This is a genomic window from Sulfuriferula thiophila (genome assembly GCF_003864975.1).
In the GTDB taxonomy this organism is placed as follows: domain Bacteria; phylum Pseudomonadota; class Gammaproteobacteria; order Burkholderiales; family Sulfuriferulaceae; genus Sulfuriferula; species Sulfuriferula thiophila.
Genome location: NZ_BHGL01000017.1, coordinates 1 through 12,487, shown reverse-complemented (window position 1 = coordinate 12,487; position 12,487 = coordinate 1). Strand labels below are relative to the sequence as shown.

General features: G+C 45.8%; 15 protein-coding genes and 1 pseudogene. 8 read left to right on the top strand and 8 right to left on the bottom strand.

The window, feature by feature from the left end; genetic code table 11:
* Positions 1-22 precede the first annotated feature (22 nt).
* Genes EJE49_RS08210 through fliR form a run of 8 tightly spaced genes read left to right on the top strand, consistent with a single transcriptional unit; the run spans position 23 to position 5,370 of the window.
* Positions 23-1,153, top strand: a complete 1,131-nt coding sequence (locus EJE49_RS08210) for a flagellar hook-length control protein FliK (protein WP_223246875.1) — start codon at positions 23-25, stop codon at positions 1,151-1,153.
* Positions 1,154-1,202: 49 nt separating this feature from the next.
* Positions 1,203-1,712, top strand: coding sequence for a flagellar basal body-associated protein FliL (fliL, locus tag EJE49_RS08205; protein WP_124949956.1), 510 nt, complete (start codon positions 1,203-1,205; stop codon positions 1,710-1,712).
* Between the two features lie 6 nt (positions 1,713-1,718).
* Complete coding sequence (fliM, locus tag EJE49_RS08200; protein WP_124949955.1) at positions 1,719-2,717, top strand: flagellar motor switch protein FliM; 999 nt, start codon at positions 1,719-1,721, stop codon at positions 2,715-2,717.
* Positions 2,714-3,133 carry a flagellar motor switch protein FliN gene (gene fliN, locus EJE49_RS08195; protein WP_124949953.1) on the top strand — a complete coding sequence of 140 codons (420 nt, stop codon included), beginning with the start codon at positions 2,714-2,716 and terminating at the stop codon, positions 3,131-3,133. The genes fliM and fliN overlap by 4 nt, the downstream gene beginning before the upstream one ends.
* A complete protein-coding gene (gene fliO, locus EJE49_RS08190; RefSeq protein ID WP_124949952.1) occupies positions 3,130-3,546 on the top strand; it encodes a flagellar biosynthetic protein FliO in 417 nt (138 codons plus the stop codon). The genes fliN and fliO overlap by 4 nt, the downstream gene beginning before the upstream one ends.
* Positions 3,539-4,297: a flagellar type III secretion system pore protein FliP gene (gene fliP / locus EJE49_RS08185; protein WP_223246874.1), complete on the top strand. Its 759-nt coding sequence runs from the start codon at positions 3,539-3,541 to the stop codon at positions 4,295-4,297. Before fliO ends, fliP begins: the two co-directional genes overlap by 8 nt.
* A 9-nt stretch (positions 4,298-4,306) precedes the next feature.
* The gene (gene fliQ, locus EJE49_RS08180; RefSeq protein WP_124949950.1) at positions 4,307-4,576 is read left to right on the top strand and encodes a flagellar biosynthesis protein FliQ; all 270 of its coding nucleotides are present in this window, start codon (positions 4,307-4,309) and stop codon (positions 4,574-4,576) included.
* Positions 4,577-4,593: 17 nt separating this feature from the next.
* Positions 4,594-5,370, top strand: a complete 777-nt coding sequence (gene fliR, locus EJE49_RS08175; protein ID WP_124949948.1) for a flagellar biosynthetic protein FliR — start codon at positions 4,594-4,596, stop codon at positions 5,368-5,370.
* A gap of 15 nt (positions 5,371-5,385) precedes the next feature.
* Here the strand turns inward: fliR and EJE49_RS08170 are convergent, their stop codons facing one another.
* The 8 genes and pseudogenes from EJE49_RS08170 to EJE49_RS14215 all read right to left on the bottom strand — a co-directional run.
* Positions 5,386-6,600 carry an EAL and HDOD domain-containing protein gene (locus tag EJE49_RS08170; RefSeq protein ID WP_124949946.1) on the bottom strand — a complete coding sequence of 405 codons (1,215 nt, stop codon included), beginning with the start codon at positions 6,598-6,600 and terminating at the stop codon, positions 5,386-5,388.
* Between the two features lie 19 nt (positions 6,601-6,619).
* Positions 6,620-7,282: a protein phosphatase CheZ gene (gene cheZ / locus EJE49_RS08165; protein WP_124949945.1), complete on the bottom strand. Its 663-nt coding sequence runs from the start codon at positions 7,280-7,282 to the stop codon at positions 6,620-6,622.
* Between the two features lie 9 nt (positions 7,283-7,291).
* Entirely contained in the window at positions 7,292-7,681 is a 390-nt protein-coding gene (gene cheY / locus EJE49_RS08160) for a chemotaxis response regulator CheY (protein WP_124949943.1), read from the bottom strand.
* Between the two features lie 50 nt (positions 7,682-7,731).
* Complete coding sequence (locus EJE49_RS08155) at positions 7,732-8,796, bottom strand: protein-glutamate methylesterase/protein-glutamine glutaminase (protein WP_124950051.1); 1,065 nt, start codon at positions 8,794-8,796, stop codon at positions 7,732-7,734.
* Between the two features lie 49 nt (positions 8,797-8,845).
* On the bottom strand, positions 8,846-9,457 hold the full coding sequence (cheD, locus tag EJE49_RS08150) for a chemoreceptor glutamine deamidase CheD (protein ID WP_124949941.1): 612 nt from the start codon (positions 9,455-9,457) through the stop codon (positions 8,846-8,848).
* A 16-nt stretch (positions 9,458-9,473) separates the two neighbouring features.
* Complete coding sequence (locus EJE49_RS08145; RefSeq protein WP_124949939.1) at positions 9,474-10,334, bottom strand: CheR family methyltransferase; 861 nt, start codon at positions 10,332-10,334, stop codon at positions 9,474-9,476.
* 85 nt (positions 10,335-10,419) lie between these two features.
* Positions 10,420-12,105: a methyl-accepting chemotaxis protein gene (locus EJE49_RS14330; RefSeq protein ID WP_124949938.1), complete on the bottom strand. Its 1,686-nt coding sequence runs from the start codon at positions 12,103-12,105 to the stop codon at positions 10,420-10,422.
* A 113-nt stretch (positions 12,106-12,218) separates the two neighbouring features.
* Positions 12,219-12,487: pseudogene (locus EJE49_RS14215) on the bottom strand (methyl-accepting chemotaxis protein); the annotation flags it as partial.

Below are 12,487 nucleotides of genomic sequence, written 5' to 3'. Positions count from 1 at the left end.
TATCGAGACGAGGATAAACAAAATGGCAGTGACCCCTATCACCATAACGCCACAGGCAAGCGTTGATAAAACAGCTAATACGACTACACCCGATGTACCGTTCAATCGGGTTTTATCTAACGAAATGGCACAACACCAACAGCCAAAAACATCCGGCAAAAGTGCAAGCAAAGATGGCAAGGTCGACACACAACAATCGTCTGATAAGGTTGATAGCAAAACGCAAATCGAGGATACATCACCGCAGGCATCAGCTGAGATGTTGGCCATGTTAGGCAATCTGCAACCCGCAACTACCCTGCCACAAGATCATGTGGCCAAAACTGATAGCCAGCCTCTATTGGCAGGCACTAAAGCAGCCGGATCATCCCAGGATATGCTGGCAGCAATATCAGGCCGTAACCTGCAAGCGGCTGTTGCAAACAACCTCGCTGGTCAGGATATCGCGCAAAACAATGCGCTGACAACCAGGCAGTCGGCATCTTTGGTCACGGATAAACTCGCCATGGACTCTGCCAAGCCGGATACTATGCAGGAATTACGTGCAGACGCAAAGTTCGCGGACACGCTGAAAAATGCTGATGTTATGCTGGCCGATCCACGAAACATACGTATGGACAACAACATTAATGCGCTAGACACACAAGCACAAAACCAATTACTGGCTACTGCCGCAGTCGCCCAACCGTCAACTATTGATATGGCGCAAAATCTGGCGGGCCAGCTTACTGACAAACTGACACCTCGAGTAGGCACTCCTGCCTGGGATCAGGCATTAGGACAAAAAATAGTATGGATGGTGGGAGGTGCTACACAGACGGCATCCATTTCACTTAACCCGCCTGATTTAGGTCCGCTACAAGTTGTGCTCAACGTAACTAACGATCAGGCAAGCGCCACCTTTATCGCTGCCCAACCCGAAGTTCGACAGGCTATTGAGGCGGCCATGCCCAAATTACGTGAGATGATGAGCGATGCTGGAATACAGCTAGGGCAAGCAAACGTAAGTGCAGACAACTCCAGCCAGCAAGGCTCGCAGCCTGATTCACGCACACCCCGCCAGTCCAGCTCAATATCGGAGATAACCACGGAAAATATCAATATTCCAAGAAAAACCGTAACCAGCCAAGGTTTGGTCAACACATTTGTCTAAATCCAATTACAATAGTCGCACCTGAATTTAATAATTAGAGGCATACAAAATGGCAAAAGCCCCGGCAAAACCTGAAGCGACAGATGAAGCGCCTGCAGGAAAATCTAAAAAAACCTTATTTATTATTATCGGCGCTGTCGTTGTGTTGCTCGCCGGTGGTGGCGGTGCAGCAGCTTGGTTCCTGACACGCGAACCAAGCTCACATCATGAAGAAAAAAAGGCTGAACCCGCCAAACCTCCAGTATTTGTAACACTGGAGAACTTCACCGTTAACCTTACACCTGATGAAGGCGCTGAAGGGGATAAGTATTTGCAGACGGCTTTAACATTGCAAGTTCCTGAAGAGAAAGACGCAGAAGAACTGAAATTACGTATGCCACAGGTACGTAGCCGGATATTGCTGCTGCTTTCCAGCAAAAAAGCATCTGATCTGTCCAATGAACCGGGCAAAACCAAACTAGCCAAAGACATCATGACTGAGGTAAATAAGCCCTTTGAGGCCAATGCTGAGGCACAAAAAGTCACTGGCGTTTTCTTCACCTCTTTGGTTATCCAGTAACACATCATGGCAGAAAATTTCCTTTCTCAGGACGAAGTTGACGCTCTGCTCAAGGGCGTCACTGGCGAACAGGATGATACTGAGATTCAGGAAGATACTTCCGGTGTACGTCCATACAACCTTGCCACACAAGAACGAATTGTGCGCGGGCGTATGCCTACACTGGAAATCATTAATGAGCGTTTTGCCCGACTTTTTCGCATAGGACTGTTTAGCTTTATGCGCCGCACCGCTGAAATATCAGTCGGCCCCGTACGCGTTACAAAATACAGTGAATTCATTCGCAACCTTGTCGTACCGACCAACCTGAACCTGGTACAAATCAAGCCATTACGCGGTACAGCATTAATCGTTTTTGACCCCACTCTGGTTTTTTTAATTATCGACAACCTTTTTGGCGGCGACGGGCGCTTTCATACGCGGGTTGAAGGCAGAGATTTTACCCAAACTGAACAACGTATCATTCAACGGGTTTTAAATATCTTCTTCGAAAACTATTCAAAAGCATGGTCACACATCTACCCAATCGAATTTGAATATGTGCGTTCGGAGATGAATACCCAGTTTGCCAATATTGCCACACCGAATGAGGTCGTAGTTACCACGACTTTCACACTGGAAATAGGCCCATCAAACGGTGAAATTCACTGTTGCATGCCCTACTCCATGATAGAACCGATTCGTGACCTCCTCAGCAGCAGCCTACAAGGTGAAACGCTTGATGTAGATAAACGCTGGACACGCCTGATGACTCAGCAGATCCAGACTGCCGAAGTGGAAATCGTCGCCAACATGGGCACGGCCGATTCGTCAGTACGTGACGTCCTGAATATGCAGGTGGGTGATGTAATCCCCCTAAACATTACCGAAGTCATTCAAGCTACCGTTGACCAGGTACCGGTTATGGAATGTAGCTATGGGACATTAAATGGGCAATATGCGTTGCGCGTGGAGAAACTCATTTCATACAGCACACAAGATGCCAATCAAGGAGAGAAATCATGACCGAAGCAACCGAAGACGACTCAGCAATGGATGACTGGGGCGCCGCGATGGCGGAACAAGCCGCTTCTGAACCAGCACCTGAAGCGGCAGAATCCGTTGCCAATCCTTCCATTTTCAAGGAGTTCTCCGGCAGCAGTGTGCCAACTGACACACACAACGATATTGATTTCATTCTTGATATTCCTGTACAACTTACAGTTGAACTCGGTCGCACTAAAATAGCAATCAAAAATCTGCTGCAGTTAGCTCAAGGCTCTGTCGTTGAATTAGCGGGTATGGCTGGCGAACCTATGGACATACTCATCAATGGATTTTTGATAGCCCAAGGCGAAGTGGTGGTGGTGAATGACAAGTTTGGTATACGCGTCACAGATATCATTAGTCCTGCTGAACGCATTCGCAAGTTAAATAAATGAATTACAAACACTTACTCCCCTTACCCGTTTTATGTAGCCAAACAATTGCACATGCAGCGACGGCATCTACCAGCACCACCTCCCCTACTCTGGGTTTATTACAAGTAGTATTGAGTTTGTTGGTAATACTGGCATTGATCATTGGTGCCGCCTGGATGGCAAAACGCTATTTAACGATTAACACCCACGCAGGCACTGCTATCAAAATGATAGGCGGCATCAATGTGGGGGGGCGTGAACGAGTTTTATTATTGGAAATCGGTGAGCAATGGGTAGTTATTGGTGTTGCGCCTGGACATGTCAGCACGCTGACAACAATGCCACGCCAGACTGTCACACCACCACCCAATACCGAACAACCTAAAGCTTTCTCTGCCTGGCTTAAGCAAATGATGGATAAAGGTCATGCTTAAATCATCGCGAACCCGATCGACACTCATCGGCATCGTAACAACATTGAGTCTGATGCCGCTTTTGGCACTAGCCGAGCCCGCTGCAATTCCTGCGTTTACCAGCGCACCTGGTGCAGGAGGGCAAACCTATTCGCTCAGTATCCAAACGCTGTTATTTCTTACCTCACTGTCTTTCTTACCCGCCGCATTACTGATGATGACGAGTTTTACCCGTATCATCATCGTGCTCTCATTGCTACGGCAGGCATTAGGTACTCAGGGGTCACCACCCAACCAGGTATTGGTTGGGTTAGCTTTATTTCTGACACTGTTCGTAATGGGACCGGTATTTGACAAAATATATGCAGAGGCCTACCAGCCGTTTTCCGAAAATAAAATCGGTTTTAATGATGCGCTAAGTAAAGGCGCCGTCCCGTTAAAAGCCTTTATGTTGAAACAGACCCGACAGGCTGATTTGGCATTATTTGTTAAGATCTCCAATACGCCAGCGTTACAAGGGCCAGAGGATGTTCCATTAAGAGTACTTATTCCCGCTTATGTCACCAGCGAGCTTAAAACAGCTTTTCAAATCGGTTTTGCCATTTTTATCCCATTCCTGATTATCGACATGGTCGTTGCCAGCGTACTGATGTCAATGGGTATGATGATGATGTCACCATCTATAGTGTCATTACCCTTTAAGCTCATGCTGTTTGTTCTGGTAGATGGCTGGCAGTTATTAATGGGTTCACTTGCTCAAAGCTTTTATTAAGGAGTCGACATGAGTCCGGAAAGTGTAATGACCATCGGCAGGCATGCTCTGGAAATCACCTTGATGTTATCTGCACCGCTATTATTAGTGGCACTGATTATTGGTCTGATAGTGAGTATTTTTCAGGCCGCCACGCAAATCAATGAGGCCACACTCTCATTTATTCCAAAACTGGTAGGTATCTTCATCACCCTCGTTATTGCAGGCCCCTGGATGTTATCTGTTATGGTTGATTATATGCGTGAAGTATTTACCAATATCCCCAATTTGGTCGGATAGCAGCGCCACGCCTATCCATGATCTCGTTTACTGACACAGCAATCTACGCCTGGCTAGGCGGGTTCATATGGCCACTTACACGCATTCTGGGATTAATCAGTGCAGCGCCTGTCTTTAGTCACAACAGCATCCCTATTACCAGCAAGATAGGGTTGGCAGTGATTCTGGCAATTATTATTGGCCCTACGATTCCCCAGGCTCCCACCATTAACCCAGCCTCCCTCGCAGGCATAATGATACTGATTCAACAACTGATCATAGGCATAGCAATGGGTTTTGCTATGCGCATTATTTTCATGGCCGTTGATATGGCCGGCACAATTACCGGCATGACCATGGGATTTGGTTTTGCAAGTTTTTTTGATCCGCAGACGCAAGGGCAATCTGTCGCCATAAGCCAGCTACTAACCATGTTAGTCACACTGGTTTTTCTTGCGATTAACGGCCATTTAATTCTTATTGAAGGGCTAGTCGAGAGCTTTACTACATTACCCATCGCGATGCTGCCAATTAACGACCATGGCTTTCTACAATTGGCAAATTGGGGAGGAACTATTTTTAGTGCCGGCATACAGTTATCCATGCCCATGGTTGCAGCATTATTGATTACGAACATTGCTTTAGGCATACTTACCCGTTCAGCACCACAGCTGAATCTGTTCGGGATAGGATTTCCTATCACCCTGGGCATAGGTTTCATTGTATTAACGTTGGCGTTACCATATCTGGCGACACCCATGCAGGCACTGATGCAGCAAGGATTTAACTTTACACAGCAGCTATTCCGTAACTAATAACCAGAATCGACATTAGGCTTCTAAACTTTGCGCCCATGCCAGCGCAGACAAATGGGCACGATTAACGGTATCCGCATCGATATTTAGTTCGCATGACTGCTGCTCAGGTGCATCAGAAGATGCTTCACATGCTTCAGCCAGCCTTAGAAATGGGGCATAAATACCTTCGCGAGAAATCAGCGCATCCAGCACAGCATCAGGCAACTGAATTTGTTCCAAGGCCTGTTCCATGGAAACACCCAGTAAGCGGTCCAACAATGAAAACATACCCGTTATGAATAAATTCTCAGCATCAGATTTTGACAGATAAGCTTTACCCAAAAGTTCTGTCATCCGACCACGGGTAATAGCAGTTTGCATCAACACTAGCGAAGCCGTAGTCGGATTCGCGCTGGCCAATAATACGGACAGCCAACGATACAATGGATTATAGCCAAGCACCTGAATTGCATGGCGCATGGATTCAATTTCAAAGCCCAGACCAAATCCAGCAGAGTTAATATAATGTAACAGTTTGTATGAAATTGCCGGGTCGTGTTTCAGCTTTTCTTCTATCTGATGAATTTCCGCATTGTTACGGACCAGCTCCATCAATTGCAACAACATGATCTGAGAAGGATTTAAGCCGTTACTGTTAAGTACGGCTTCTTTTGGCAACAAATAAAACTGCCCAGCAAATGACTGTAAGCCCAGCGTGCAGCATGCATCATATTCTTGCCAATTACTCACTCTACGAGCGAGCATGCGAATTGGCGAATTTTTCAAGACACCATATATACGTGCTTGAGACGCAAAATTATTCGGATCGAAATACACTTCGATGGCAGTCGACAAAATAAGCTGCTTGGGGTTTAAATCTTTCATATCGACCCCGCGCAACAAAATCCCATACCCTGCCTTGCGCAATACTTTTACCTCGGCATAAACTGCCTCATCAGCCAAATCATCTACCGTAACAATCAAGCTGGTATTTCTTGGTGGCAGCAATGCGAATGCATCCTCCAGCAATAATGCTGCCGGAGCACGTAAAAACCGAATATATTTTGATGATGAGAGCTCGTCATCATTGCTGTTCAGCGTACTTAAGATTAAATCAATGAGTTTGCGCGTATCATCTATTTCATCTGCAGCCGACAATACGTCTTGCATCCAGGAAAACTGATAACCGACGACTTGCTGCTGGGTATCTAATAAAGGCTCTCTAACAACTAAACGCACATAACTCATAACATTCCCAGTATATCAATCAGAAGCCCAAGCTATCCAACAAATCATCCACTTGACCTTGATCTGAAACCACATCAACTGTGTTTTCAGGATCAATTTGAGGCCCATTCAGCAATCCTGAGTTTTTCTCACGTTTAATTTCTGTTGGTGCATATTCGAGCAAAAGCTGGACCAGCTGATTCTCCAGGCTATGCGCAATATCCGTAACTTTGCGAATAACCTGCCCTGTCAAATCCTGGAAATCCTGTGCCATCATGATTTCCATCAATTGCTGTTTGGTGGCATCTGAATGACTATTCGTATCACCTAAATACCGCACTGTCGAACTCGCCATTTGTCGGTAAGCCGCCTCATCAAAAGGCCCATCCAATAGTCTTTGCCAATCATTGCTCAGCACTGCGCCTTCAGTAGCGATTTTCTCCTGCAACGGCAATGCCAGATCGATGGCATTGAGTACCCGCTGAGCCGCCTGATCAGTCATTTTAACCACGTAATTCAGACGATCCCGGACATCGGGTATTTCATGTGCCGCATTTTGAATGGCTTGATCGTAACCTAGCTCACGCAAACTATCATGCAGTGTACGAGTTAAATGCCCTACCCGGGACAACAACTCGCCTGGCGGGGTTGAACTCGCATCATCCTCCATCGTTGTAACAGGATTATTATTATCGCTATTCATTTCACCCTCTTACATACCTAATTTTTCGAATATTTTTGACAATTTCTCATCCAGTGTTGCCGCCGTAAACGGCTTCACCACATACCCATTCGCACCGGCTTGTGCTGCCGCAATGATATTTTCTTTCTTTGCTTCAGCAGTAACCATTAACACCGGCAGTTTTGCCAGATTAGGATCCGCACGAATATGCTGCAACATCGTCAGACCATCCATGTTCGGCATGTTCCAATCGGATACAACAAAATCGAAATGCTCACTTCTCAATTTCGACAAACCTATCACGCCATCCTCAGCTTCATCCACATTGGAATAACCAAGTTCCTTTAATAAGTTACGGACAATGCGTCGCATAGTCGAAAAATCATCTACAACCAAAAACTTTAAATTTGCATCCGCCATACATCACTCCATCGTAAACAATCTATTAAACAGGCAGCCAGTAATCGAGACTAAACTCGCAAGGAACGGCTACCCTGTGCCGCTAAATAATGCATCACCTTACCCGGTAAATCCTTGATAGCCGCAACTTCATCAACTGCACCAATTGCTATAGCTTCACGCGGCATGCCGAACACCACGCATGAAGCTTCATCTTGCGCAAAATTCTGAGATCCGGCGCGTTTCATCTCCATCATGCCCTGAGCCCCATCTTTACCCATACCCGTCAAGATTACACCTATCGCATTTTTACCAGCAAACTTTGCTGCTGAATTGAATAAAACATCAACAGAGGGACGATGTCGGTTTACCGGCGGGCCTTGGTCTAATTGTGTCATATAATTCGCTCCGCTGCGCGTCAGTAATAAATGAGAATGGCCTGGCGCTATGTACGCATGCCCGGGCAAAATACGCTCACCACCCGCAGCTTCACTTACCGCTATCTTGCATAAGCTATTCAATCGATTAGCGAATGACTTAGTAAATCCCTCCGGCATGTGCTGAGTAATAAGAATACCAGGACAGTCGGATGGCATCTGAATCAAAAATTCTTTTATGGCCTCAGTACCACCCGTCGAAGCACCAATCATAATCAGTTTTTCACTACTCAGTAACGGATTGCCCATCGAGGGTAGCAATGCTGAAGCACCTTCAGTTTGAATTTTACGCGCTGTTACACGCGCTTTAGATGCAGCGCGTATTTTGTCACTAATGAGCTCAGCATACTCCATCATGCCGTTTTTAATTGAAATTTTAGGCTTAGTCACAAAATCAACGGCACCCAACTCCAAGGCACGCATCGTAATCTCTGATCCTCTTTCGGTCAACGAAGAGACCATAACGACTGGCATAGGCCTCAAGCGCATTAGCTTTTCAAGGAAATCCAACCCATCCATCTTTGGCATTTCCACATCCAGCGTCAACACATCCGGATTAGTGGCCTTGATCATTTCACGGGCGACAATAGGATCGGGAGCAACGCCAACCACTTCCATATCTGGCTGATCAGAAATGATCTCCGACATAACGCTACGAATCAATGCAGAATCGTCAACGATCAGTACTTTAATTTTCATCATGCTATTCTGTATCCCACTCACTCAACAATGTATCAAGTGATAAAATTTAAAATAAATCAATTTCACCGCACACTGTATTTACCTTCAACCGGCTAGCATACTCCGCCTCACGCTGCGCAAGCGTAGAGTTACGCAACTCTTTGATTTTACGAACAAGAACTTTCCCGGTACGGGGGAAGAAATACACTTTCCTGGGATAGACATCATTCAAATCTTCTGCAACCACCCGCATCCGTTCAGCTCGTAAAAAATCCCGTACGAACTGTGCATTACGCTCACCCACATTAATACTGCTAAAGCCCTTCAATACATTACCGCCACCAAAAACCTTGGCTTCCAAATTCTCTCGTTTAGCGCCTGCTTTCAACAAATCATTAATCAGAATTTCCATTGCATACGTACCATAGCGCATAGAGGGTGAAACCGGGCTATCACCATCCCCACCTGGATCAGGCAGCATAAAGTGATTCATACCACCGATACCCTTTACCCTATCGCGTATGCACGCCGAAACGCATGACCCCAAAACAGTCACAATCAGCATTTCTTTGTCGGTGTAGTAATACTCACCTGGCAATAATTTGGCCGCATCACATTTAAATGTTGCGTCATAATATATATTGCTTGCGAAGTGCTCTTCCGCCGCCTCCCAGCTCATTGCTCCCTCCTTATACTTATGATTTAGATTTTGCTGACTGGTTATTTAACTCATATACGGTTTTGCTGAGCAAACTGAAAGTATCAGTTATATTCAGAAAGTTCTCTGAATGCCCGGCAAACAACAACCCGTCGTGCTTCATCAATGGAGCAAATCGATTCAAAATTTTCGCTTGCGTCGGTTTATCAAAATAAATCATTACATTACGGCAGAATACAACATCAAATGGCCCGCTAACAGGCCATTGGGCACTTAATAAATTAAGTTGCTTGAAAGTTATTAGGTCTCGCAACTCTTTACGTACTCGAACCGTCCCCTCATTACTGCCTTTACCCTTAAGAAAGAATCGTCTAATTCTCTCCGGGGACATTTTATCCAGCCTATCTGCGGTATACACTCCGGTAGCTGCCACTTCCAGTACATTAGTATCAATATCAGTCGCAATAATGCTCACAGGTGGTGTCAACGTACCAAAAGCTTCACATGCCGTCATGGCTATTGAATAAGGCTCTTCACCCGTCGAACTCGCAGAACACCAGATATTAATTTCCGACTGCCTGGTCTTTACAAAATTCGCCAGAATTGGAAAGTGGTGAGATTCACGAAAAAAAGAAGTCAGATTTGTGGTCAATGCATTCGTAAACGCTTCCCACTCTTCACTATCCGGATCTTGTTGCAGTGCACTTAAATACTTAGTAAACGTATCGACACCAACCGCGCGCAACCTCCGAGCCAACCGGCTATAAACCATATCCTGTTTATTCCCGGAGAGTGAAATACCCGCCCGTTGATAAATCAACTCCCGAACCAGCGAAAAATCGCGTGCAGTAAAGATGAACTCTTTTGTTGCAACGTGTTCTTTACCTGCCAAAGCCATGCTAGCTCACCTTCTCACCATAGGTAAAACAATACGTATCAACGTAAAAGTCATCGATCAATATAATAAAGTGAATTACTATAGACTAAAACTCATCCCACTCTTCACCTACACCCTCGATGTCGGTCGATTTTTTTGGTGCAGCCTTGCTGGCCGACGGTTCGTCATCATAAGAAGCGGACTGGAATTGATGAGTTGATTTTTCATTTTTAGCTAATTTAAAGACGCTTACAGCCTGCTCCAAATTCATTGCCTGGTCTTGCATACTTTGTGCAGCAGCAGCAGCCTGCTCCACCAATGCCGCATTTTGTTGAGTCATTTCATCCATCTCGGAAACAGATTTGTTAATATTGACAATTCCCGAACTCTGCTGTGAAGATGCGTTGTATATGGTATCCAGCAAATCGGTGAACAAGCCAACAACCGTCAAAATCTCTTCCATGTTCTCACCGGCTTCTTCAACCAGACGGGAACCATCTTTAACCTTCAGTACGGAATGATTAATCAATGTTTTGATTTCTTTAGCCGCCGCAGAACTGCGCTGAGCCAGACTTCTTACTTCACCTGCGACGACAGCAAAACCACGCCCCTGCTCTCCTGCCCGGGCTGCCTCCACTGCTGCATTAAGTGCCAGAATATTAGTCTGGAATGCGATACCTTCAATGACACTGATAATATCGACAATTTTTTTCGAGCTGGTGCTGATTTCTGCCATGGTACTGACCACTTCCGTCATGGTCTGCCCACCGGCTTCAGCGATATCCCGCGTCGTTGCCGCAACCTTCTGCGCATGATGTGCACTCTCGGTATTCTGTTCAACGGCGGTCGTCATCTGTGCTGTTGCTGCTGCAGTCATGGACAGGGCATGGGCTTGCGATTCAGTTCGGTTTGACAGATCCAGGTTACCTGCTGCAATTTCCTGTGATGCCAATGCAATCGCCTCAGTGCCGGTTCTTACCTGGCTAACAATATCATGCAAACCATCATTCATCTCCTTCATGGCCTGCATCAGCACGCCAGTCTCGTCATGAGAATTCACATGGATATGCTGACTTAAATCACCTGCTGCAACGCGCTTGGCAACATTCACCGCCTCTTGTAAAGGGCGAGTAATGGAATTCAATAACCACCAGGCCATGATAGCTGCAATAAGCACCCCTGCCACGGTCAACATAATTGCGAGGAGTTTGACCAGCTCGTAGTGCTCCTGCCCATGATCATAAGCGCTCTTTGATGCTTCGACCTGCATCGTAATCAGGGAATTAAAAATTGTGGTCAATTCGGCAAAACGATCAAGCAATGGACCTTGCAGAATTTCAGTCGCCTGTTGGAAATCATGCGCCCTAAGTGCTGCTAATGCAGGCTGAAAAGCCTCCCTCCCATAACGTAGGCGAGCGCTCAGTAATTTATCAAGTTGTTCCTTTTCACTTGGCGCCCACTGTCGTGCCAACAACTGTTTCTGAATTTTATTGATATCCTGAATTTGCTGTTCGGCCTCATCTACATACTTGGCTGTTTTGGCATCATCGTCCGGGAATGCGGCCATTTTCCCTGATACTGCCTGTGCTAACAGCAACTGATTACGATTCATCAACCGTACCAGCGAATCAAGCTCACTTAATTTCATCACCTTGTCTTCATACATACTTTTCACAGTACTATTGGACAAACCAAGAAAATAGATACCCATCACGCCCCCACCAACCAATGACAGGCTGAGAAAGCTGATCACAAAAATGAGCTTTGATTTAATTGTTAGATTTTTCAACATTATCCTGCTCCTAATTTTATCTTATTCACCAAACTCATTTTATTTCTAATGAAACGCACATCCAACCATACCCTGTAAATTAACGTCATCATCAACCCACTCATTCTCAATTGCTAAAAAGCTTCCCACTCATCATCCCGTTGTGATGATGGAGGCAGACCTGTTACATTTTTTTGAGTTGCGCTTACACGTTTAACCTGCAAAGCCGTAACTTCAGGATGCTTTCTTACACCAGCACTCAATGCCTTCTTCGAACTAGAGCCGTGTCTACTGTCAGAAAGTTTAAATTTATCTACCAGCTCCTCAAGATGCCCAGCCTGATCCTGCATTGATTTCGCTGCCGCCGCCGCTTGCTCAACTAACGCCGCATTTTGCTGGGTCG